This is a genomic window from Devosia sp. CN2-171, from assembly GCF_049354815.1.
GTDB lineage: Bacteria > Pseudomonadota > Alphaproteobacteria > Rhizobiales > Devosiaceae > Devosia_A.
This window is the reverse complement of sequence record NZ_CP186479.1, coordinates 4,298,626-4,320,561: the sequence shown is the minus strand read 5'-3', so window position 1 is coordinate 4,320,561 and position 21,936 is coordinate 4,298,626. Positions and strand designations below refer to the sequence as shown.

19 protein-coding genes are annotated in these 21,936 nt (G+C 64.5%); 8 read left to right on the top strand and 11 right to left on the bottom strand.

Features of this window, described 5'->3' with window-relative positions; genetic code table 11:
• Positions 1 to 39: 39 nt before the first annotated feature.
• From ACOYW5_RS21280 to ACOYW5_RS21270, 3 genes are all read right to left on the bottom strand, one after another.
• Positions 40 to 918, bottom strand: coding sequence for a carbohydrate ABC transporter permease (locus tag ACOYW5_RS21280; RefSeq protein ID WP_423066877.1), 879 nt, complete (start codon positions 916 to 918; stop codon positions 40 to 42).
• A gap of 9 nt (positions 919 to 927) precedes the next feature.
• Positions 928 to 1,809: a carbohydrate ABC transporter permease gene (locus ACOYW5_RS21275; protein WP_423066876.1), complete on the bottom strand. Its 882-nt coding sequence runs from the start codon at positions 1,807 to 1,809 to the stop codon at positions 928 to 930.
• 88 nt (positions 1,810 to 1,897) lie between these two features.
• Positions 1,898 to 3,166 carry an ABC transporter substrate-binding protein gene (locus tag ACOYW5_RS21270; protein WP_423066875.1) on the bottom strand — a complete coding sequence of 423 codons (1,269 nt, stop codon included), beginning with the start codon at positions 3,164 to 3,166 and terminating at the stop codon, positions 1,898 to 1,900.
• Positions 3,167 to 3,360: 194 nt separating this feature from the next.
• Here ACOYW5_RS21270 and ACOYW5_RS21265 point away from each other — a divergent pair, with 194 nt between their 5' ends.
• From ACOYW5_RS21265 to ACOYW5_RS21250, 4 genes are all read left to right on the top strand, one after another.
• Positions 3,361 to 4,386: a Gfo/Idh/MocA family protein gene (locus ACOYW5_RS21265; protein ID WP_423066874.1), complete on the top strand. Its 1,026-nt coding sequence runs from the start codon at positions 3,361 to 3,363 to the stop codon at positions 4,384 to 4,386.
• A 5-nt stretch (positions 4,387 to 4,391) separates the two neighbouring features.
• The gene (locus ACOYW5_RS21260; RefSeq protein ID WP_423066873.1) at positions 4,392 to 5,162 is read left to right on the top strand and encodes a GntR family transcriptional regulator; all 771 of its coding nucleotides are present in this window, start codon (positions 4,392 to 4,394) and stop codon (positions 5,160 to 5,162) included.
• A gap of 65 nt (positions 5,163 to 5,227) precedes the next feature.
• Positions 5,228 to 6,232 carry an SIS domain-containing protein gene (locus tag ACOYW5_RS21255; protein WP_423066872.1) on the top strand — a complete coding sequence of 335 codons (1,005 nt, stop codon included), beginning with the start codon at positions 5,228 to 5,230 and terminating at the stop codon, positions 6,230 to 6,232.
• A 1-nt stretch (position 6,233) separates the two neighbouring features.
• Positions 6,234 to 7,127 (top strand): N-acetylglucosamine kinase, encoded by an 894-nt coding sequence (locus ACOYW5_RS21250; RefSeq protein WP_423066871.1) that lies wholly within the window; start codon positions 6,234 to 6,236, stop codon positions 7,125 to 7,127.
• Between the two features lie 6 nt (positions 7,128 to 7,133).
• Here the strand turns inward: ACOYW5_RS21250 and ACOYW5_RS21245 are convergent, their stop codons facing one another.
• From ACOYW5_RS21245 to ACOYW5_RS21210, 8 genes are all read right to left on the bottom strand, one after another.
• Positions 7,134 to 8,642 carry a DUF5060 domain-containing protein gene (locus tag ACOYW5_RS21245; RefSeq protein WP_423066870.1) on the bottom strand — a complete coding sequence of 503 codons (1,509 nt, stop codon included), beginning with the start codon at positions 8,640 to 8,642 and terminating at the stop codon, positions 7,134 to 7,136.
• Between the two features lie 10 nt (positions 8,643 to 8,652).
• Complete coding sequence (locus ACOYW5_RS21240) at positions 8,653 to 10,251, bottom strand: DUF5060 domain-containing protein (protein WP_423066869.1); 1,599 nt, start codon at positions 10,249 to 10,251, stop codon at positions 8,653 to 8,655.
• Between the two features lie 61 nt (positions 10,252 to 10,312).
• The gene (locus ACOYW5_RS21235) at positions 10,313 to 11,134 is read right to left on the bottom strand and encodes an ABC transporter ATP-binding protein (protein ID WP_423066868.1); all 822 of its coding nucleotides are present in this window, start codon (positions 11,132 to 11,134) and stop codon (positions 10,313 to 10,315) included.
• Positions 11,131 to 12,042 (bottom strand): ABC transporter ATP-binding protein, encoded by a 912-nt coding sequence (locus ACOYW5_RS21230; protein WP_423066867.1) that lies wholly within the window; start codon positions 12,040 to 12,042, stop codon positions 11,131 to 11,133. Before ACOYW5_RS21230 ends, ACOYW5_RS21235 begins: the two co-directional genes overlap by 4 nt.
• On the bottom strand, positions 12,039 to 12,944 hold the full coding sequence (locus tag ACOYW5_RS21225; RefSeq protein ID WP_423066866.1) for an ABC transporter permease: 906 nt from the start codon (positions 12,942 to 12,944) through the stop codon (positions 12,039 to 12,041). The genes ACOYW5_RS21230 and ACOYW5_RS21225 overlap by 4 nt, the downstream gene beginning before the upstream one ends.
• Positions 12,941 to 13,942: an ABC transporter permease gene (locus ACOYW5_RS21220; protein ID WP_423066865.1), complete on the bottom strand. Its 1,002-nt coding sequence runs from the start codon at positions 13,940 to 13,942 to the stop codon at positions 12,941 to 12,943. Before ACOYW5_RS21220 ends, ACOYW5_RS21225 begins: the two co-directional genes overlap by 4 nt.
• 156 nt (positions 13,943 to 14,098) lie before the next feature.
• Positions 14,099 to 16,009, bottom strand: a complete 1,911-nt coding sequence (locus tag ACOYW5_RS21215) for an ABC transporter substrate-binding protein (RefSeq protein WP_423066864.1) — start codon at positions 16,007 to 16,009, stop codon at positions 14,099 to 14,101.
• Between the two features lie 398 nt (positions 16,010 to 16,407).
• Complete coding sequence (locus tag ACOYW5_RS21210; RefSeq protein ID WP_423066863.1) at positions 16,408 to 17,250, bottom strand: DeoR/GlpR family DNA-binding transcription regulator; 843 nt, start codon at positions 17,248 to 17,250, stop codon at positions 16,408 to 16,410.
• A gap of 239 nt (positions 17,251 to 17,489) precedes the next feature.
• Between ACOYW5_RS21210 and ACOYW5_RS21205 the strand changes: the two genes are divergently transcribed.
• The 4 genes from ACOYW5_RS21205 to ACOYW5_RS21190 are packed head-to-tail and all read left to right on the top strand — an operon-like array spanning position 17,490 to position 21,781.
• Positions 17,490 to 18,332, top strand: coding sequence for a transketolase (locus ACOYW5_RS21205; protein ID WP_423066862.1), 843 nt, complete (start codon positions 17,490 to 17,492; stop codon positions 18,330 to 18,332).
• Positions 18,332 to 19,285: a transketolase family protein gene (locus ACOYW5_RS21200; protein ID WP_423066861.1), complete on the top strand. Its 954-nt coding sequence runs from the start codon at positions 18,332 to 18,334 to the stop codon at positions 19,283 to 19,285. Before ACOYW5_RS21205 ends, ACOYW5_RS21200 begins: the two co-directional genes overlap by 1 nt.
• A complete protein-coding gene (locus ACOYW5_RS21195; protein ID WP_423066860.1) occupies positions 19,282 to 20,757 on the top strand; it encodes an FGGY family carbohydrate kinase in 1,476 nt (491 codons plus the stop codon). The genes ACOYW5_RS21200 and ACOYW5_RS21195 overlap by 4 nt, the downstream gene beginning before the upstream one ends.
• A 43-nt stretch (positions 20,758 to 20,800) precedes the next feature.
• On the top strand, positions 20,801 to 21,781 hold the full coding sequence (locus tag ACOYW5_RS21190; protein ID WP_423066859.1) for a sugar phosphate isomerase/epimerase family protein: 981 nt from the start codon (positions 20,801 to 20,803) through the stop codon (positions 21,779 to 21,781).
• Positions 21,782 to 21,936: the final 155 nt, after the last annotated feature.

The following is a 21,936-nucleotide window of genomic DNA, read 5'->3' as shown; positions in this document are numbered from 1 at the left end:
GCAATCGCCTCGTGCTCGATGGGAAAATAGCGGGCGTGCTCATTTGCCGTATCCGGCGCTGAGCCCGCGGATGAACTGGCGGGAAAACACGGTGAAGAGGACGACGAGCGGCAGTGCGCCGAGCGTCAGCGCGGCGAGTAGCGCCGGATAGTCGTTGAGGAACTGGCCGGCGAACTGCTGGACGCCGAGCGTCACGGTCTGGTTGGCCTTGCTGGGCGCGAGGATCAGCGGGAACCACAGGTCGTTCCAGATCGGCAGCATGGTGACGGTCGCCACCGCGGCGAGACCGGGTCGCACCAGCGGCAGGATGATCGTGAAGGTGCGGAACTCGCTGGCGCCATCGACGCGCGCCGCCTCTTTGAGTTCGCCCGGGATGGTGCGGAAATAGGTCATCATCAGAGTGACGCCGAGCGGCACGCTCATGGCGGTGTAGACGAGGATCAGCGCGACGAGGCTATCCATCAGGTTCAGCGCGATCATGATCTTGATCAGCGGGATGGTGCCGAGCCGGATCGGCAGCATGACGCCGACGATGAAGAGGCCGGCCAGCACCGCGACGCCGCGCACGCGGTACTCGACGAGGGCGAAGGCAGCGAGGGTCGAGAACGCCACCGTCAGGACGACCGAGCCGACGGTGACGATCAGGCTGTTGCAGTAGTTGGCGAGGAAGTTGCCGCGGGTGAAGACGCGCTCGTAACCGGCCAAGCTGAAGGTCTCGGCGGTGGGCAGCGCAAAGGGGCCGCCGAAGATGGCCGGCGTCGTCTTCAGCGAATTGACGATGACGATGAGGATCGGCCCCAGTGCCAGAGCGACAAAAGCAAGGAGCACCGCGTGCACAGCGAACCGCTCCCAGCCCCAGCGCTTCCGCTCCCGGGTCAGTCGCTCCTGATGGGCGAGTTCAGTGGTCATCACAGCCATCGCCCGCCCCTAAGCCGCGTGAGCCTTGAGCCGGCGCTGGACCAGCCAGAAATAGGCGGCCGTCACGCAGAGCATCAGGGTGAAGATGACGGTGGCGACGGTGGCACCCAGATCGAGATCGGCAAGCTGACCGCTCGAGCCGAAGAAGGTGCGGTAGAACAGGGTGCCGAGGATATCGGTCGAGTAGTTCGGACCCGGCGCCGAGCCGTTGAGGGCGAAAATGAGGTCGAAGCCGTTGAAGGTCCAGATGAAGGTGAGGATCACGATCAGCCCGAATTGCGGCACGATCAGCGGGAACTTGATGCCCCAGAAAATCTGCCAGGGCCCTGCCCCGTCGATGCGCGCCGCCTCGACCACGTCGTTGGGCACGGCGATCAGCGCCGAATAGAGGAAGACCATGGGGATACCGAAATACTGCCAGACGCCCATCAGCGAGATGGTCGGCAGCGCAGTGAACTGGTTGCCCAGCAGCGGGAAGCCGACAATGCCCCACAGCGGATTGATGATCAGCCGCCAGATGAAACCGACGATCACCACCGACAGCATCGCCGGGATGAACAGCAGCGTGCGGTAGACGCCTTCGCTGCGGCGCAGCACGCCGGAGGTCAGCATGGCCGCGAGCAGCAGGCCGATGGGCACCTCGACGATGACGTGGATGGCGAAGTACTTGAAATTGTTGAAGAGCGCGTTCCAGAAGCGGGCGCTCACCACCGGCTGGGTGAAGAGATAGAAATAGTTGTCGAGCCCGATGAAGGTGCTGCCCGACTTGGTGTCGAACAGGCTCATGAAGATCGAGGTCATCAGCGGCAGCACCGCGAAGCCCAGGTAGATCGCGAGGGCCGGCAGCACGAAGATGATGAGGCTGAGGCGCGCCGTGGCTGGGCGTATCACTCGCGAGGCCTTCCTGATCGAGGGGCAGGACGATGGAAAATAGCGCGTGCCGACCGGGAGGGTACGGCACGCGCTGCCACAAGGACCGCTATTGCGGCATCTGCGGCGAGTACCAGGACGAGAGGCCGGTCTGCAGTTCTTCGGCGACCTGCTCGGGCGTCGTATCCGAGGTCATCATCACCTGCAGCAGGCGCCAGATCTCGTCGTCGAGCGGCGGCGTGCCGGCGCTCAGCCGATCGAGCGCGAGACGCGGGGTCAGCAACGCGCCGGTCTTAAGATCGGCGAAGGCCTGGGCCAGCGCGTTCTCGTACTTCACCGGCTGGTTGCTCATGGCGAAGAAGCCCGGCGCGGTGTTGACGTAGATCTGCTGGAACTCGGGGCCTGAGACCCAGGTCAGGAAGGTCTTGGCGGCGTCCTGGTTCTTGCTTGACGCGTTGATGCCGATCGCCATGTCAGGCATTTCCTGCAGGTACCGCTGGCCACCGGCTTCGATGGCAGGCGGGCCGAACACACCCACATTCAAACCGGTGGCCGTCACCTGGTTGATGTTCCAGCTGCCGTCGGGAAGGATCGCGGCCTTGCCGAGGGTGAAGAGCTGGGTCATGTCGGAATAGGAGAGGCTCTCCTGCCCGGCCGGGAGGAATGGCTTCCAGGCCTGGAACGCGGAGATGGCGGAAACGAAATCCGGATCGGTCAGCTTCTTGGTGCCGTCGATCAGGCCCAGCCGGCCCTCCTCGCCTTTCCAATAGGCGGGCCCGATGCTGTAGAGCCCGTTATAGGCGAGCTGCCAGGACTCGGCCGAGCCTTCGGCCAGCGGAGTGTATTTGCCATTGTCCTTGATGGCCTGCAGCGTCGAGATGAACTCGGCTGCCGTCGTCGGCACCTTGAGGCCGAGCTCGTTGAAGATGTCGATGTTGTAGTAGAAGCCGGCGAGCACCGCCGCGACCGGCACGCAGTAGGTCGCCCCACCGGTGCTCCAGGCGGCTTTCGCCGTATCGGTGAAGTTCTCGAGCCCGGCGAGACCATCTAGCTTGATGAAGTAGCCGCGGCCGATCCACTCGTTGTTCACGTCGAACGGCCGGCAGGTGATGAGATCGGGGCCGGCGCCGCCTTCGATCTGGCTCTGGATGGCGGCGTTGTATTCATTTGTATTGATCGGCGCGAATTCGACATTGATGTCGGGATGCGCCGCCTCGAAGGCGGGCAGCACCTTGTCCTGCCACACGGCCAGGTCCTCGGTGCGCCAGCTGCCGAGCGTCAGCGTGACCGGTTCGGCCAGCGCAGCGCTGGTCAGCGTCAGCAGCGTCACGCCCAGCGCACCTACGAAAACAGTAGTCCCCCACGACATCGTTCGCATTCATTTCTCCCCGTTCGATGCGGCGCCCGGGCTTCACGCCCTGGCCAACCGAAGATGAACCTCGGGTTGTGATACCTCAGCATACCACTTGCTACAAGAGGCATAATTTCGATTCTGTGGTATGGTGTTTCTGCCAAAGTGGCATTATGAGGTATGCCAAACCACAGACGGCGCGAAGGCGTGGAGGAATCAACATGATCGGTGTGGGACTGCTCGGTTCGGGCTTTATTGCGGAGTCCTATGCGGACGCCTTGCTGGACGTTCGCAACGCCGAGCTGGTCGCCTGCACGTCCCGCAACCCAGCCCGCTCCGAAGCCTTTGCCAGGAAGTGGAAGGTCCGGGCGCTGCCGAGCATGGACGCGGTGTGCGCCGACCCGGCGGTCGACATCGTCATCATCGCGCTGCCCAACGAAATACATCTCGAAGCCGTGGAAATCGCCGCCCGGCACGGCAAGGCAATAATCTGTACCAAGCCGCTGGCGCGCACCGAGGCCGAGGCGCAGCAGATCCTCGACGTCGCCAACAAGGCCGGTATCTGGCACGGCTATGCCGAGAGCTCGGTGTTCTCGCCAAATGTCGCCAAGGCCTATGAGATAGTGAAGGCGGGCGGCATCGGCGACCTCCTCACCATGCGGGCCCGCGAAGGCCATTCCGGTCCGCACGCGCCGCATTTCTGGGATGCCGAGACGGCCGGCGGCGGTGCGCTGCTCGACATGGGCTGCCACACGGTCGAATCGGCGCGGCACTTCTTCGGCAAGGACAATAAGGTCACCGAGGTGATGGCATGGGGCTCGACCATGGCCCACAAGGACAAGACCACCGGCGAAGACGCGGCGATTGCGCTGCTGAAGTTCGAAGGCGGGCAGCTCGCAACCATCGAATCCTCGTGGATCGAGCGCGGCGGCATGCAGCTTCGGCACGAGCTGGTCGGTTCGGCCGGCCGTATCGTCACCGATAGCTCGGTAGGCCCGGTCTGGGGTTTCATCGAGAACCCGGTGGGTTACACCGTCGAGAAGGCCGATGCCGAAACCGGCTGGGTATATCCTGTGCCCGAGGAGACTCGGGCCTATGGCTTCTCGCAGCAGATGCGGCACTTCATCGACCACTTCGCGGCAGGCACCGTCCCGTCCGAGACTTTCGAGGATGGCGTGATCGTCAACCGGATCATCGACGCGTGTTACCGCTCGATGAAGACGGGCCAGTGGGAAAAGGTGGCGTAAAGCCGATGAGCAAGGGCGCGGAGCAGTTGGCGATGCTCGATCAGGATTCCCCCGATCCGCTATGGCGGCAGGCCGCGGACCTGATCATGCATCAGATTTCGACCGGTAAGCTCGCCAATGGCGGGCGGTTGCCGGCCGAACGCGACCTGCTGACCCAGCTGTCGATCAGCCGCGTCACTCTGCGCCGGGCGCTGCAGAGCCTCGTCGAGGACGGCGTGCTCACCGCCTCGCACGGTCGCGGCTGGTACATTGCCGGCGACGTACCCAAGGAATTCCCCAACACGCTCGAGTCGTTCAGCGAAACGGCAGCGCGACTGGGGCTTGTCCCCTCCTCGGACGTGCTGCGGGCCGAGGCGGCGCAAGCAACGCTCGATGAGGCCGAGGAGCTCTCCATCGCGCCGGGCTCCACGCTGTTCCACCTCGACCGTATCCGCCGGCTCGATGACGTGCCGGTAGCGGTCGACAACTCGTTCTTTCCGGTGGCCCTGAAGCCCGATCTCGAGGGCGTCGACTTCCGCACCGCGTCGCTGTTCCAGTTGCTGCTCTCGAGCGGTGTCGACCTGGCGCGGGGTGAGACCACCATCGAGGCGCATGCCGCCGATGCCGAGCTCGCCGGGCATCTGGGGATCGATGTTGGCAAGCCCATCCTCGTCATGCGGCAGAACATTGTCGATACGGCCGGCCGGCCGCTGCTCTGCTCGACCGTCCAGTATGTCGGCGACCGCTACCGCCTCCGCACTTCCTTCTCGCGCTCGCGTAAGGGCTCGGCGCGCTGATCGCGACAACAAGGAATTTTACCACCGCGGCACGCCTCGCGTGTGCCGAGAGGAGACGAACGAAATTGGTTGATGGCTATATTTCCCTCGCCGAGGCACGTGCCTCGCAGGCAACATTGCTGGAAGGCGCCATCCCCGCCATTGCGGCAGAGGTGCGCCGCGCGCAGACCGCCGGCACGCTGAGCGGTCCCGGGCCGATCTTTCTCGGCATCGGCGCGAGTTATGCTGCTGCGGCGGCGGCCGTTTGGGTGCTCCGCACGCGCGGCGTCCACTCTTGGCGGCTCAATGCCGGCGAACACCCCCTGCCCTTCCCCGCCACCGAGCACGCCATCATCGGCGTGTCGCAGTCGGGTCGGAGCTCGGAGACGCTGGCCGTGCTTGGCTCGATCGAGCCACGGCTTCGGCTGGCCGTAGTGAATGTGGCACCCTCGCCGATCGCAGACACGGCGCAAGCGACGATCTCACTTGGCCGGCTCCCCGATAGTTATGCTTCGACTACCGGCTACACGGCCACCGTCGCCGCCCTCGGCATGATCGCGGAAGCCTGGGACGGCGGCACGATCGATGCCTCGTGGGCGGCGTTGCCGACGGCTTTCCGTTCAGTGGAAGCCGAGATGCTGCGGCGGGGCAGGACGCTGGCTGGCCTATTCCGTAATGCGGCCGGTGTCGACTATGCCGCCGCCGCTCCCTCCGCCGGTTCCGCTGAGGTCGGCGCGCTATTGCTGCGCGAAGTGGCGCGCATCCCCGCCACCGGCCTTTCCACCCGTCAATATCTTCATGGCGCCATGGAGTCTGCGGGCGGCACTGCCCATGTCCTGATGGGCGATGAACGCGAGGCATCCGTGGCCCATACATTGGCCCGCGCCGGACACCAGACGCTGCTCGTCACCGCACTCGACGTGGCCGAGGAACCGCATCTGAGCGTGGTGCGACTGCCGGCGCTGTCGCCGGCGCAGCGCGCTATACTCGAAGCGCTGGTGATGCAATCGATCGCGGTCGAGACGGCCCTGTTGCGTGGTCTTGATCCGGATGCATTCGTGTTCTTCCACACCGACACGAAAGTCGCCTGAGATGGATGACCTGATCGCCGCGCTCGATATCGGCGGCACCAAGACCCAGCTCATCCTCGAGCAGGTCGGCGGTGGCCGGGTGCTCGACGTCACCGAGCCCAGCCTCGAGTGGGATGCCGAACCCGAACCGGCGGCGGCCAAATGGATCGCCGAACGCGTCCGCCGGCACACGCCAAACGGCGCGCGGATCGTCTCGCTCGCCTTCGGTGCGCAAGGGATCAACCGCAGCGAGACCGGGCAGAACCTCGAGCGTGAGCTCGCGGCGCTCGGTTACGCCACCACAGCCGTGAACGACGCCTCGCTCATCGTTGCGGCGGCTGGATTCTCGCAAGGTATCGGTGTCATCGCCGGCACCGGCGCGATCGCCGTTGGCGCCGATGCAGATGGCCGGTTCCTCTCCTCAGGCGGTTGGGGCTGGGTGATCGGCGACGAAGGCAGCGCCGCCGGCCTCGTCCGCGAGGCGACGCGCGCCGCGCTACGCGCCAACGACGAAGGCCGCCCCGATGACGGACTCCTCGGGCACCTGCTGGCAGATTTCGGCGTCGCCGATGCCGAGCGTCTGACCCGCCGCGTCAACGACGACCCCACCGTCGACAATTGGGCCCCGCACGCCCCCGCAGTGTTCGCCGCCGCCGAGGCCGGCTCCGCCCTCGCCGACGCTGTCATCACAGACGGCGCGCGCCATCTCGCCGAGCTTGTCAGGCAGCTGCGCAACCGCGGTGCGGTTGGCTCCGACGTCGTGGTCGCCGGCAGCGTCATCGTCAACCAGCCGCGACTGCTGGATGCCTTCCGTCGGTCTGTCGCCGAGCACGACCAAAGCGCGTCCGTCCACGTGCTGCGCGAACCTCCGGTAACCGGAGCGGTCATGTTGGCCCGCAGCGCTCTGACCAAATAGGCCTCATCAGGCTTGTCGGATCCGCAGCGCCAGATAGGGCTTGCTGGGCAACTCGATGCCGAACGCCGCGTCGGGCGTGCCGCCGCGCACCACGTCGCCATGCCGTGTCGGATGCGGGATCAGCGCCGGGATGCGCTTGGCTGATGTCACCGTCATGTTCCAGGTGTCGATGAGATCGACCTCGTAGTCGCCGTCGTCTTTCGGCAGCCCGGTGGTCCACTGGTTCGGCTGGTGCTCGCCGAAATAGATGTAGCTCACCCGCCCATCGCGGGCGCCGGAGATGCGGCTCCACGGCCAGGATGCGTTGTGCCCCATCGGGGTCAGGCCGTTCTTGACGTCCTCCTCGATGATGGCGCGGAGGAATCCGATGCGCTTCCACGCCTCGCCATGGAGCTTGCCGCCCTTGGCCCACCAGATCAGGTCCTCAGGGTCGGCATAGGTCTCGCCGTGGCCCGCATAGCCGCCGCGCATCACCGTGGTCCAGAAGCGGTGGGTGAGTTCCTGCGCGGTGATGTTGCCCCAGCTCGGCCAGATATTGCCCTCGTATTCCGGCTCGTCATTGACCACCGGCTTGCCGTAGGCCTCGCGCCATTCCGGCGTGCGCTTCACGTCCCAGTTCTGGATGCAGACGTGGCTGACCCAGGCCTTGCGATGGTCGAAGTTCATCGACTGGTCGCCGTTGTGGATCGACTTCAAATGCCCGTAGGGGTCGTTCTCTTCGAGGATGTGGAAGTAGCGGTCCCACCGCGCCATCGGCTTGGTATCGAGCAGGAAGTCGTACTCGTTGGCGAGCGACCACCACGCGTTGGAATAGGCTGCGAGCCGCGCCGCGAGATAGGCGACGTAGCGGAAGTCCTGCTCGGCCGACATGGCGGAATAGCCCCAGCGGTCATAGGGGTGGAAGATGATGATGTCGGCCTCGATGCCCATGTCCCTGAGCTTGCCGACCTGCTGCTCGAAATGCCGGAAGGCCGCTGTGTTGGGCCGGTCGAAGTCGAGCTTGCCATCGGCACCCGTCAGATAGACGTCCTGCAGCGGCTCGTTGGTGTTGAACGGATAGTCCTTGGGGAATACGCCCATGCGCAGCTTGTTGAACCGCGCCTTGCCGAGCGTCTCAAGCGTCTCCGCCTGCATGGCGTGCGGCTGGTGCGTCCAGGCATAGCAGGTGGTGCCGAACGGGAAGTAGGGCGTGCCGTCGGCATGGGCGAAGTGGAACTTGTTCGCGACAGCTACTGGGCCATGCTGGCCGGCTCGGGCCGCCGTCGCGGTAAACGATCCGGTTTTGCTATCGAGCGCCGCGGTCTTCGAGCGGGTTCGAAACGTCCACTCGCCCTCGTTGTCGGGCATGAAGCGCACCCGGTAGATGCCCTTTCCGTCATAGAATCCGGGCACCCGCACCTCGCGCGAGTTCTGCGAGAACACGGCGTCGAAGCTCACCTCGACATAGGGGTTACCCGAGGACGGGCCGGCAAAGCTCGCTTCGAAGATATCGTACTTGGCGACGGTGGCGGTCATGGTCTGGTCCTCAGTCGATGCGCCTGAACAGCAGCGCCAGGTAGGGTGCGGGCGCGAAGTGAAGGACGTCGCCGCGCTGCACGCTTGGAGAGAGCTGCGTCTCGGTCATGTTCCAGGTGTCGATGAGCGTCGCGCTGTAGCGCTCCCCGGGCGGCACGGCGACGGTCGCCTCGCTCGGCTGGTTCTCGCCCATATAGCTCAGGTAGTAGCGGTGCGGCTGACCCGCGGTCGGCCACCAGGCCATGGCCGGGGCCCAGCCCTCCTCGCCGGCGGGCGGCACGAACAGCTGTTGCAGCACGACATTGTCGAGCCCACCCTGCATCGCGATCCGGTAGGCGCCCGTGGACTTGATCGGATCAAGCCCCTCTTCCGGCCCCTCCTCCATGATCCGGCGGAGGAAGGCGATGCGCGGGACGCTCTCGCCGATCAGCTTGCCGCCCTTGGCCCACCAGATGGTGTCGGTCGCATTGCCGAAGGTCTCGCCATGGGTGACGTAGCCACCATTGACGACGCCGTCCCAGAACCGGCGCACCATCTTCTGCCCGGTGATGTTGCCCCACAGCTCGGCGATCGTCCCCTCGTAGCAGCACTCGTCGATCGAGACCGGCTTGCCGTACTTCTCGCGCCACACCGCCGACATGTTGGCCGTCGAGCGCTGGATGGAGGCGTGGGTGATGCGCTTGTGGTTGTGGTCGTAGAATTTGAAGCAGTTGTGGACCGACAGCAGGTGACCGTAGGGGTCGTTGTCGGCCGTGATGTTGATGAAGCGGTCCCAGTCCTGCGGCGTCTTCTGCGGCATCAGGTCGTATTCGTTCGCCATCGACCACCAGACGTTGGGGAAGGCGGCGAGGCGGGCGGTGAGGTAGCGCAAATACCGGTCATCCTCGGCCGGCGACATGCGCGAAAAGCCCCAGCGGTCATAGGGGTGGAAGATGATGAGGTCGGCCTCGACCCCGATCTCGGCCAACTGGTTGATGCGCTGCTCGAGGTGGCGGAAATACTCGGGCTCGAACTGGGTGAAATCGAACTTCCAGCCATACTTGTCGGCGCCGGCGAAGCTGCCGTCCCACCTGCTCTTGCCCGTGGTCACCAGCTTGAACGGATATCGCTCGGGCTCGTTCTCGTTGTAGCGGTAGTGCTTGGGGAACACGCACATGCGGATCTTGGTGAAGGGTGCCGCGGCGAGGGTCGCCAGCGTCTCCCCCTCCAGCGCATCGCCCTGCAGGTTCCACACATAGGCCGTGGTGCCGATGTTGATGTAGCGGGTGCCGTCCGCATAGGCGAAGTGGTGCCGGTTCGCGACCTTTACCGGACCATGGTGACCCGGCTTGGCCGCCCCGACTTCGAACGTGCCGCTCACGCCATCCAGCGCCGGGACGTTGCTCCGGGTCTCGTAGGTCCAGGTGCCCGTGGCATCGGGCAGGAAGCGCAGCTTGTAGACCCCGGCCCCGTCGTAGAAACCGTTGACCCTTACCTCGCGCTCGCCCTGCCGGAAGGTGGCACCCAGCTCGACATCGAGGAACGGGTTACCGGTCGCCGGCCCATTCAGTGTCAGCTCGAACGTGGCCCACAGCGACGCGGCGCCGCTGGTCGTGGCGGTATCGGTCATCGGCAGAATCCTCAGTACGGCAATGGGATACGGCCGCCCTCCCCGGCGACCGCGAAGCAGGTCAGGCAGCCGCCTTGCGCGGCCGCCAGCGGGTCTTGGTCGTAGGGATCGAGCTCAGCAGCAGCTTGGTGTAGTCGTGCTGCGGGTCGCCCATTACCTGCCGCGCCTCGCCGAACTCCACCACCACGCCCTTGTTCATCACCGCCACGTAGTCCGAGATGTAGTAGGCGGTGGCGAGGTCGTGGGTGATGTAGAGGAAGCTCCGGCCGGCTTCGTCGCGCAACTTCCTGAACAGGTTGATGATGATCATGCGCCGCGAGGCGTCGATCATCGACACCGGCTCATCGGCGACGATCAGCTTGGGCTGCGGGATCAGCGCCCGCGCTACTGAGATGCGCTGCAGCTCGCCGCCCGAGAACTGGTTGGTATATTTGCCGCGCACCTCTGCGTATTTGAGGCCGACGCTGAGAAGCGCCTCGGCCACCGCCGCCTCCGCCTGCTCGCCATCCATGCCTGCTACGCGCCGCGCCGTTTCATGCAGGTACGCATCCACCGGGCGGTAGCGGCTGAATGCCTCGAACGGGTTCTGGAAGATCGGCTGCACCAGCCCGAGGAACTGCTGCTTCGAAAGGGTCGTCCCCTTCCCCGTCACCACGGTGTCGTAGACGATCGCCCTACCCGAACTCGGCGTCTCAAGCCGCAGCAGCGTCTTCGCCAGCGTCGTCTTGCCGCTGCCGGATTCACCGACCACCGCGATCACCACCGGCTTGTCGCTCTCGATGGTGATGTTGACGTCGTTGAGCGCCTTCACCTGCCGCGAGCGGACGAACCCGCCCTGCCGATAGATCTTGTTGAGCCCCTCGGTCTTCAGGATGATCGTCATGCCGCGACCCCCACGCTCTGGCTAGGTCGGGCCACGAAGTGACCGGGTTTGACCTCGATCAGCTCCGGCTCCACCCGGTAGGCCCGGTCGCCGCCGGCGCCGGCAGCGCTCGCCAGCACGCCGCGCATGCTGTCGTCGCCAATGGCCGGGAGCGAGTCGATCAGCATCCTGGTGTAGGCATGTTGGGGGTCGGCGAATACGCTTTCGGTGTCGCCGTACTCGACCACCCGGCCCGCATACATGATCAGCATCTTGTGCGTGACCTGATAGTGGACGCCCATGTCGTGCGAGACGACGAGGATGGTGTTGCCCATCAGCTCCTGCACTTCCATTAGCAGCAGCAGGATTTCCTTCTGCACCACCACGTCGAGCGCCGTGGTCGGCTCATCGGCAATGATCAGCTCGGGCTGGAAGAAGGTGGCGAGCGCAATCATCACCCGCTGCCGCATGCCACCCGACAGCTGGTGCGGGTAGGAATCGAGCGCTTCCGCCGGCAGCCCGAGCTTGCCAATATAGGCACGGGCCCGCTCGAGCACGCGCTTCTTGTTGCTGTCGGTGCCGGGGAAATCGGTGAACTGATCGCGAATGCGGATCACCGGGTTTAGCGAGTTCATCGAGCTCTGCGGGATGTAGGAGATCGACTTGAACCACTCCTTGCGGATGTTCTGGGTCGTCACCGTCTGCCCGTCGGCGCCCTTCATCCCGTATTCGATACTGCCGCCCGACAGTGACATGGGCGACTGGATGTCACCGTAGATCGCCTTCATCAGAGTGGACTTGCCGCAGCCGGATTCCCCGGCGATGCCGACGATACAGCCATCGGGAATGGTCAGGCTCACGCCGTTGACGGCCTCGATAACCCGGTTGCCGATGCGATAGCTGATCCTGAGGTCGTTGAGCCGGATCATGCGACACCCCGCTTGCTGGCGAACGCGGCGTTGAAGCCGGTGGAGGAAAGGAAGAGCCCGAGAAAGAGGAGAATCGAGGCGACGATCGGCGCGATCAGCCAGGGGTAATTGCCGGTGAACAGCGCGTTGTAATTCAGCGCCCAGAAGATGATGGAGCCGAGCGTCGGCACCTCGACCTTCGATAGCCCGATCACCGCCAGCGTCGCTTCGGTGTTGATGGCGAAGAGGATCGTGTTGATGAAGCCCACCACCATGTAGGCCGACACGTAAGGGAAGATCTCGCGCACGATGATGTCGAACGTGTTGGCACCCGAGAAGCGAGCCATGTTGATGAACTCGCGCTCACGCAACGACAACGCCATCGAGCGGATGGTCCGCGCCCCCCAGGCCCAGCCAAAAATGACGATGATGAAGCCCACCGTGAGGAAGGTCGTGTTGCCGCGGATCACGGCACCGAGGATGATCAGGATCGGCAGCAGCGGGATGGTGATGAAGCTGTCGACGATGAGCATCACCACGCGCTCGTAGTTGCCGCCGATATAGCCGGCACTGAGCCCCACGGCAGTCGAGATGATGGTGACGCCGACGCCCACCAGCACGCCGAGGATCAGCGAGTTACGGATGGCGAAGACGAGGAACCAGAAGATGTCCTGCCCGATGGCGTTGGTGCCCAGCAGGTGCTCCGCCGACATCGGCATGTTCTTGAGGTAGGTCGCCTGCAGCGAGGGGTCGGCCGGGGCGAAGAACGGCAGGATGAAGCTGCCGAGCACGAAGATGGCGATGAGCGCCAGGCCGATCGCGAGACGCGCATTCAGCAGCCACAGGAAGCTGTCGCGGCGTGCCGGTCTGGTTGCGGCAGGGATCGCGGCGGCGCCGGCCGCCGGGGGGCTGTCGGTGGTCATTTATGGCGGATCCGCGGGTCAAGGAGGGGATAGATGAGGTCGATCACCAGGCCTGCCGTAGCGACCGCGATGATCGAGATAGTGATCGCGCCGTAGAGCACGTTGTAGTCGCCGCTACTCGCGGCGGTTCGCATGATCAGCCCCACACCGGGGAACGAGAACAGCATCTCGGTGAGCAGCGCACCGTTGAACACGGTGCCGAGCGACAGCGCCAGCGCCGTCACCTGCGGCAGCATGGCGTTGCGGAACACGTAGCGGGTCATGCGCGTCCAGTTGGATGCACCCTTCAGCCGCGCGTAGGTGACATAGGGCTCTTCCGTGGTCGCGACGGCCAGCGCCTTCATCGAGAGGATGTTCCAGCCGAAGCCCGCGAGAACCAGCGTGAGCGCCGGCAGGATTGAATTGTAGATCACCATGCCGAACTTCTGCGGCGTCATCTGCCCGACCGGGAAGGTCGGCGAAAGCGGGAAGATTGGGAAGATGTAGGCGAGCAGCAGGATCACGCTGACCGCGAGGATGTAGTAGGGGATCGGGTAGAGCAGGATGCCGACCACCTCGAGGATCGTTGCGGCCTTCTTGGTGTGGAAGTAACCCGCTACCAGCCCCACCATGTTGCCCAACAGCCAGGCAATGAAGGTCGAGACCAGCAGCAGCCCCAGCGTCCAGGGCAGCGCGTTGAATATCATCTGGCTGACCGGCTGGGGGTAGTAGGTGAAGGACGGCCCGAAATCGAAATGCAGCACCACGCGGTTCAGGTAGGCGAGGTACTGGGTGAAGATATCGCCCTTCAGCCCGTAAAGCTCCTCAAGGCTCGCCCGTAGCTGGATGATCGCATCGCCCGTCAGCGCACCGCTGGCCCGCGACTGGATCTGGCCGATATAGCCGTCGATCGGATTGGCTGGCATCAGCCGGGGCAAAAGGAAAGTAATCGTCAGTCCGATGAACAGAACCGCAAGGTAGAGCCCTACCCGCTTGGCCACATACTGGATCACGCCCATACTTCGCCCTGCTTTTCACTGCCAGCGCTGGAACAAGGATGGACTTGATCCCGTCCAACCCTTCGATGTCCACCTCGGTCCAGCGCGAGATAAACGCGAATTATCGAAAGTGGATGGGGCGGCCGGGAGGTCGCCGCCCCATCTCAGCGACCGGCGTTACTTCTTGCCGGTCGGTTCGATGTTGACGATCGTCTTCTTGAACGAGGACCACCAGGTGTAGGGCGCGGCGTAGAAATTCGCCTGCTTGGGGTAGTTGGTCCAATAGGTCGAGTTGGTCGGGATCGTCGTCGGGATGTTCATCAGGTTGATCACCTGCATCCCGTCCACCAGCTTCTTGGCGATCTGGCGCCCGTTCTCGACGAACTCTTCCGAGCTGGTCTCCATGCTCGTGCTGGCCTTGACGAGGTCGAAGATCGACTGGTCGGTCACCCGCATGTAGTTGCCGTTGAGCACGTCATTGGAGTCGGCAGGCTTGACGTTGGTGGGGCTGAACGACTGCCAGCTGTTGAGCCAGTTGGAGTTGTAGACGCAGGTGTTGGACCAGTTGATCTGCAGCGTGTTCTTGGCATTGGTGTTCTGCACCGTGGTGAACTCGCCATTGTCGGCCTGGCGCGCCGTCACGTTGAACCCGGCCTTCTTCCAGCTGTCGGCGATCGAGAAGCCGGTGCGCTGCATCACCTTGTTCCAGTCGGCCGGGATGACCAGCTCGATGGACCAGGGCGAACCGTCGGGCAGGGTGAAGAACCCGTCGCCACCCTTCTTGATACCGACCGAGCCGAGCAGCTTTTCGGCCTCGGCCGGATCGTACTTCCACCAGCCGGCGCCGAAGCTGGCCTTGATGTTGTCGCCGGTCGGCAGCTCGGCCTCGGGTGTCCCCTGTGCCTTGAGCTTGTCCAGCAGTTCCTGGCCGAAGTTGGCATTGAACGGCTTGTAGCCATCCGACAGGGTCAGCTCGTTCAGGTAAGTCTCGAGCGGCTTGTAGAACAGCGGTTCGGTGATCGGCGTGCCGGCGATCGGCAGCGCCGCGGCTTTGAACTGGCCGCTCACCGCGCTGATGCCGACCTGCTGCAGGTCGAGACCGAGCGCCAGCGCCCAGCGCACTTCCGGCTTATCGAACGGCGCCTTCTGCTGGTTGATGTAAACCGCGTACGAGCAGGCATCGTTCATGTCGTGATAGGGCAGCGTCGGCGAGAACGTCTCGATCGCCGGATTGCGCGCCTTGGCGGCGGCAATCGAGTCCGGGCTCATGAAGGTGTCGACGTCGTACTGGTTCTGGACGAATGCCAGCGTCCGGGTCTCTTCGGCGCCGAAGTCCTTGTAGAGCACATACTTGGCCTTGGGTGTGCCGAGATTGCCCCAGCCCGAGCGCTGCCAGTCGTCGCGCAATTCCCACAGCTGCCAGAAGCCGTTGGGGTCGAATTCCTTGATCTTGTACGGCCCGAGGGTAACGGCGGGGGCGGCCTTGTAGGTCACCACCGCATCGCCGAGCGGCTCGTAGATGTGCTTGGGGACGATGGTGAACAGCGAGCCCCATGAATAGACGCCCATCACGGTCTGGAAATCATAGGCCGGGTTAACGGTCTCGACCTCGAAGGTGTAGTTGTCGATCTTGGTCCAGCTCGCATCCTTGATGTAGTTGGCGGCGCGGAAGACGAAGGTGAGCTTGTCCTTGTATTTGAAGGTCGTATCGAGCGTGTAGATAATGTCGTCGGTGGTGAACTCGACGCCGTCGCTCCAGAACACGCCCGGACGGATTTTCACGCGGAACTTGGTGTGCTCGGGATTGAGCACCTCGACCGGGCCGGCAGCGAGCTCGGGGTAGGACTGGCCGGTGGCCGTATCCATCTCCCACAGCCAGCTCCAGCCGAGTTCACGGAAGCCGCGCCAGATCGCATACTGGTTGAGTGGGTTCTGGGCGTCCGGATTGGCGGACTTGCCGTCGAAGGTCTGCACGATCAGGGTCTCGTTGCGGGGCGTCCCCACATCCGTCATGTCCTGCGCGAAGCTGGCGCCTGCCAGCAGCAGGCCCGCGAGCGGGGCCAGCACGTATCGGCCAAGCCGTACCATTATCCGTCTCCTCCTCATTTCTTCCCGGATCGCTGCCCGGACCGGGCCTCAGCGTCCAATCTCGATCCCCAGCAGTCGCCACCGCACAACTGTCCGATCGGCCCGCTGTCGCGGCCCGGCCAATACAATCGTGATCGAAGGGCTCCTCGCCTGCTCCCCATGCGCCCCAGGTGCACACCTGCACCACGGCGCACTTCGCAAACAGACGATTTCTGTCTGCTTCGCTTTGTTTGCGATTTCTGACGATTACGAACGTATGGTCCGCGAGTCAATGCCGATTTTGACGGTACCTGCCCGCAAATCCCCAATAAATGGGATTAGGAGATGCAGCAGCTCTCGCCCGCCGCGATGGACCGCAGCGCGAACCAAACGATAACCAGCTGTTTAGATTAACTAATTCAGCGTGCGACGATCACCTCGATGCCACGCCGCTCGAATTCGCGGGCATCTTCGTCGCGGATCCCGTCATCGGTGATGAACGAGTGAATTACGTCCAAAGTGCCAAGACGCGTGAACGAAGTGCGATTGATCTTGGTGGAGTCCGCTACGAGGTACACGTGCTGCGCCGCCTTGATCATGGCCTGCTTGAGCTGCAGGTCGGCAAAGCTCGGATAGGTGAGTCCCGCCTCGAGCGACACACCGGCAGTAGCGAGGAACAGCTTACCGGCAAGGATATCGCGGAAGTACTCGACCGACTTGTCGCCGCTCAGCGACAGAGTCGGCGCCTTGAACTGGCCGCCAGGCATATGCACGGCAAAGCCGGGCACCGCACCCAGGATCAGCGCGATGTTCAGCGCATTGGTGATGACCGTGAGGTCGCGTCGCTGCTGCAGCCCGTGCGCAACCTCGGTGGTGGTCGAGCCGGCATCGAGAATAATGGTTTCACCGTCGCCGACAAGCGACGCCGCACGCACTCCGATCTTGCGCTTTTTGTCCATGTTTTCAAGATGTTGCAGCGACAGCGTCTCGACCTGCCGGGGCAGCGTCTTGAGGTAAGCGCCGCCGTGCTCGCGCGAGACATAGCCGTCGACCTCGAGCCGCTCGAGATCCTGCCGGATGGTTGCCTCGCTGACTTCGAAAGCGCTCGAAAGGTCGCGCACACGGGCGCTGCCCTCCTCCTGCAGCCATTCGAGAATCTTGCGCCGCCGCGGCTCCGCCAAGAGGCCACTCAACGTCCCGCCAGCCTCCGCGGCGGGGCCGATCTTGCGCTCGGGCCGCCGGTTGATCCTCTGTTCGTTCATGCTCTGCCGCCTCAAGTCGATCACCCGGAAAGTACCGTGATGCCCGGCCCCTCCGCAACCCGCGCGCCCCGCTTTCCACTTCGGATGCTAGCGACTATACGCCAAACGAAATCATTCGCAAATTTTCGATAGTGACGAGCAACAAACAATGCGTTAGGTATCCCGGCAAGGAGGCGGAGCTATGCTGGCCGGCTGCGAGGCGGCCGACTGCAAGAACTGCCCACATCGAGGAGAACACCGTGGCATTCGTCGCGTCTGCGGGGCCGGCAAACGACCCCGTTCCGCTCATCGCCGAAAAAGCGCTGTGGATACGCCGGCGCAGCTTCCGGATGGTCTACGAGGCGCAGCTCGGACATCCGGGCGGCGATTTCAGCGCCGCCGACATTCTCGCGACCCTCTATTTTGGCGTGCTTCGCTTTGATCCGAAGAACCCGCGCGACCCCGGTCGCGACCGCTTCGTCATGAGCAAGGGGCACTGCACCGGCGCCTTCTACTCGGTGCTGTCGGCTGCCGGCTACTTCCCGGATGCCGAGCTCGACACCTACATGCAACCGATGTCGAAGCTCAACGGCCACCCGAACCGCAACTATCTCCCGGGCGTCGAGACTAATACCGGCCCGCTCGGCCATGGCCTGCCTGTCGCCACCGGCATCGCGGTGGCGGGCCAGATCGACTATGCCGATTTCCGCACTTTCGTGCTCACCGGCGACGGTGAACTGCAGGAAGGCAGCAACTGGGAGGCGGCGCTGACCGCCGGCCACAGGAAGCTCGAAAACCTCACCCTGATTATCGATCGCAACCGCCTGCAACAAGGCGCGCGCACCGAGGAGACGGCTACCCTCGACCCGCTGGACGACAAGTGGCGTGCCTTCGGCTGGCATGTCGAAGTGATCGACGGCCACGACCATCGCGCCCTCTACGAGACGCTCCGCGCCTCGCCCAAGGGGCGCGGCAAGCCGCTCTGCGTCATCGCCAACACCTTTAAGGGCAAGGGCGTAAGCTTCATGCACGACAACGTCGCCTGGCACCACGGCGTGCCGAACAAGGACCAATACGAGCAAGCCATGCGGGAGCTCGTCTAATGAGCGCCGCTGCACCTGTTCCCGCGGGCTGGCACGATTGCCGCGATACGTTCTCGCGAACCGTCGAGTCCCTGGCGGAGACCGACCCCCGCATCGTCACCGTGGTCAGCGACAGCGTCGGTTCGTCCAAGCTGGTGAACTTCCGCAAGCGCTGGCCCGAGCGCATGGTGAATGTCGGCATCGCCGAGCAGACCGTGGTGGCCGTCGGCGCTGGCCTTGCCAATGGCGGCAAGGTGCCGTTCGTCTCGGCCGCCTCATGCTTTCTCACGGCCCGCGCGCTCGAGCAGATCAAGGCCGACATCGCCTATTCCAACGTCAACGTGAAGCTGATCGGGCAGTCGAGCGGCATCGCCTATGGCGAGCTTGGCCCTACGCATCATTCAATAGAGGATATGGCCTGGCTGCGGCTGCTCAACAACCTGACGCTGATCGTCCCCTCCGATCCCTGGGAGACCGAGCAGGCGATCCGCGCCGCGGCAGCCCTCGATGGCCCGGTCTTCGTGCGGGTAAGCCGCATGCCGGTACCGGACCTGCCGCGCACCAGTCCCCGCTTCGAGATCGGCAAGGCCGAGACGTTGCGGGAGGGCGGAGACCTCGCCATCATCGCCAATGGTGTCATGGTGCACCGAGCGCTCGCGGCCGCGGAGACATTGGCAGGGGAAGGCATTGCTGCACGTGTCATCAACATGTCCACGGTCAACCCGCTCGATGAAACGGCGATTCTCGCGGCAGCCGAAACCGGTGCCGTGGTGACGGTGGAGGAGCACTCCGTGCGCGGCGGTCTCGGCGGCGCCGTTGCCGAGGTGCTGGCACAGAACAATCCCGTACCGATGCGCATCCTCGGCTTTCCTGGCTTCCTGCCGACCGGCTCGGTCGACTGGCTGCTCGAGCACTTCAACCTCAATGCGGCGGGCATCGCGGAAGCGGCGCGCCTGGTGCTGAAGCGCAAATGAGCAACGGCCTGATCCTCGCGATCGACCAGGGGACGACCAACACCAAGGCCCTCGCCTTCGACGCCGGGGGTCGGGTGGTCGTCAGCGCGTCCGTGCCGATGGCGGTCAGCTACCCGCAACCCGGCTGGGCTGAGCAATCGGCGACCGACATCTGGCAAAGCGTGAGCGCCGTCATCGCCAAAGTCGTGGCCAGCACCGGCCCCGACATGGACGCCGTGGCGATCTCCAACCAGCGCGAAACCATCGTGGTCTGGGATGCGCGCACCGGCGTGCCGATCGCTCCTGCGATCCTCTGGCAGTGCCGGCGTTCGGCGCCGAAATGCGCCGCCATTCGCGCCGCCGGACACGCCCCCGAAATCGAAGCGCGGACCGGCCTCGGCCTCGATCCGCTGTTCCCCGCTGCCAAGATCGCCTGGATCCTCGACAATGTGCCCGGCGCCCGCGACGCGGCGATCTCGGGGTCGTTGCGGGCCGGAACGATCGATACGTGGCTGCTGTGGAAGCTGACCGGCGGCGAGCACGCCACCGATCACTCGAACGCCTCCCGCACCCAGCTGTTCAACACCGAAGCGCTGACGTGGGACCCCGCCCTCGCCCGCATCTTCGATGTCCCGCTGACGCTGCTGCCACGTGTGCGAAACTCGGACAGCGCCTTCGGCACGGTGGCAGCGGGCACCTGTGCCCTGGCCGCCGGCACGCCCGTTCACGCAATGGTCGGCGATTCCCATGCTGCACTCTATGGCCATGGCGTGCGCGAGCCGGGGACGGTCAAGGCGACCTACGGCACCGGCTCGTCACTGATGACGCTGACGACCGGCCGCATCGCCAGCCGCAGTGGCCTCTCTTCGACCATAGCCTGGAGCACTTCGGGCGGCCTCGCCTATGCGCTCGAGGGCAACATCTCCGTTTCGGGTCAGGCCGTTGCTTTCATGGGCGAGCTGCTCGGGCTCGGCGATCCTTCGGCGGTCGCCGAACTCGCCGCCACCGTGACTGACAGCAACGGCGTGGTGTTCGTGCCCGCCCTCGTTGGTCTCGGCGCCCCCTATTGGGACCCCGATGCCCGCGGCATCGTTGCAGGCCTCGCACTGGGCACGAGGCCGGCCCATCTGGCGCGCGCCGCGGTGGAATCCGTCGCCTTCCAGGTCGCCGATGTGTTCTCCGCCATGGAGACCGATCTCTGCACGGCGCTGACGCGGCTCTCCGCCGATGGCGGCGCTGCCCGCAACGACATGCTCATGCAGTTCCAGGCCGACCTCATCGGTCGCCCGGTGCTCCGTGGCGACCTGCCCGAAGTCAGCGCCGCCGGCGCGGCGATGCTGGCCGCAACGGGCCTTGGACGAAGCCCGCCAAGCATCGGCGGACACCAGCGCGAGTTCTTGCCGACCATGTCGGCGGCGCAGCGCGCTGATGTCCTCGGCCGCTGGCTCGACGGCGTAGGGCGCGTACTCAACTCGGATCGCACCACGAACTAACACTGGAACATCCGCGCCGCGGACAGAACGAGGGAGACATCACATGGCCAAGCAACGTTTCGGGGCCGGCATCTGGCACTTCGCGACATACCTCGACCGCTACGCGACCGACGGATATGGCGCGCCCCGCACCATCCTCGATGCAATCGACCTCGCCGGCCAGGTCCGCGACCTCAGCGTGGTCGATCTCAACTGGCCCTATTTCGGCGGCGAGTTCAGCGACGCGCAGATCAAGGCCGCGCTCGACAAGCACAAGCTCGGCGCCATCGGCATCACGCCGGAGATCTACACCCGCGAATTCTCCAAAGGCGCCTTCACCAATCCCGACGCCGGCGTGCGCCGCGCCGCGCATGAACTGATCACGCGCGCCTGCGACGTGGTGCGCTTCCACAAGGCCGACTACGTCAAGCTGTGGCCGGGTCAGGACGGCTGGGACTACCCGTTCCAGGTCGACTACAGCACCCAGTGGCAGCGCTCGCTCGATGGTGTCGGCCAGCTCGCCAGCGAGAACCCCGACCTGAAATTCGTCATCGAATACAAGCCCCGCGAGCCGCGCGTCCGCATGAGCTTCGGCTCGGTTGCCCGCACCATCCTCGGCATCGAGAAAATCGGCCTGCCCAATATCGGCATCCTGCTCGATTTCGGCCACGCCATCATGGGCGGCGAGTCTGCCGCCGACAGCGCCCAACTCGCTATCGACTATGGCCGGCTGTTCGGCATGGACGTCAACGACAACTACCGCTCATGGGACGACGACCTCGTTGCTGGCAGCCTGCACCCGATCGAGCTGTTCGAGTTCTTCTACGTGCTCAGGAAGAACAAGTGGGAAGGCGTATGGCAGCTCGACCAGTTTCCATTCCGCGACGACAGCGTCGCTACGGCAAACCATGCCATCGACTTCCTCAAGGCGGCTGCCAAGGGGCTCGATGTCCTCGATGTCGCCGCGCTGGAGGAGGCCCAGAGCCGGCACGACGCCATTACCGCGCTGAAGATCGCGCAGAAGGCCCTGTTCAGCTCGTTCTAGGTGGTGTTGCCGGGATGCAACCGGACGACCGGGGGCACACCGCTGCCCCTTCTCCACCTCCGCGGCGTCAGTCCGGGGCATGCCGGAATCCATCGCGAGATGAGACCTCGTGGTGGGACCCGGGTTGCGCCCGGGTGACATCGTGTATGGGCGCC

Excerpts from the sequence above, each read along its gene's own strand:
- ACOYW5_RS21210 (WP_423066863.1), bottom strand. The coding sequence starts at position 17,250 with ATGAACGAACAGAGGATCAACCGGCGGCCCGAGCGCAAGATCGGCCCC.
- ACOYW5_RS21270 (WP_423066875.1), bottom strand. The coding sequence starts at position 3,166 with ATGCGAACGATGTCGTGGGGGACTACTGTTTTCGTAGGTGCGCTGGGC.
- ACOYW5_RS21215 (WP_423066864.1), bottom strand. The coding sequence starts at position 16,009 with ATGGTACGGCTTGGCCGATACGTGCTGGCCCCGCTCGCGGGCCTGCTG.
- ACOYW5_RS21190 (WP_423066859.1), top strand. The coding sequence starts at position 20,801 with ATGGCCAAGCAACGTTTCGGGGCCGGCATCTGGCACTTCGCGACATAC.
- ACOYW5_RS21245 (WP_423066870.1), bottom strand. The coding sequence starts at position 8,642 with ATGACCGCCACCGTCGCCAAGTACGATATCTTCGAAGCGAGCTTTGCC.
- ACOYW5_RS21200 (WP_423066861.1), top strand. The coding sequence starts at position 18,332 with ATGAGCGCCGCTGCACCTGTTCCCGCGGGCTGGCACGATTGCCGCGAT.
- ACOYW5_RS21235 (WP_423066868.1), bottom strand. The coding sequence starts at position 11,134 with ATGACGATCATCCTGAAGACCGAGGGGCTCAACAAGATCTATCGGCAG.
- ACOYW5_RS21240 (WP_423066869.1), bottom strand. The coding sequence starts at position 10,251 with ATGACCGATACCGCCACGACCAGCGGCGCCGCGTCGCTGTGGGCCACG.
- ACOYW5_RS21195 (WP_423066860.1), top strand. The coding sequence starts at position 19,282 with ATGAGCAACGGCCTGATCCTCGCGATCGACCAGGGGACGACCAACACC.
- ACOYW5_RS21225 (WP_423066866.1), bottom strand. The coding sequence starts at position 12,944 with ATGACCACCGACAGCCCCCCGGCGGCCGGCGCCGCCGCGATCCCTGCC.
- ACOYW5_RS21250 (WP_423066871.1), top strand. The coding sequence starts at position 6,234 with ATGGATGACCTGATCGCCGCGCTCGATATCGGCGGCACCAAGACCCAG.
- ACOYW5_RS21260 (WP_423066873.1), top strand. The coding sequence starts at position 4,392 with ATGAGCAAGGGCGCGGAGCAGTTGGCGATGCTCGATCAGGATTCCCCC.
- ACOYW5_RS21230 (WP_423066867.1), bottom strand. The coding sequence starts at position 12,042 with ATGATCCGGCTCAACGACCTCAGGATCAGCTATCGCATCGGCAACCGG.
- ACOYW5_RS21265 (WP_423066874.1), top strand. The coding sequence starts at position 3,361 with ATGATCGGTGTGGGACTGCTCGGTTCGGGCTTTATTGCGGAGTCCTAT.
- ACOYW5_RS21280 (WP_423066877.1), bottom strand. The coding sequence starts at position 918 with ATGGCTGTGATGACCACTGAACTCGCCCATCAGGAGCGACTGACCCGG.
- ACOYW5_RS21220 (WP_423066865.1), bottom strand. The coding sequence starts at position 13,942 with ATGGGCGTGATCCAGTATGTGGCCAAGCGGGTAGGGCTCTACCTTGCG.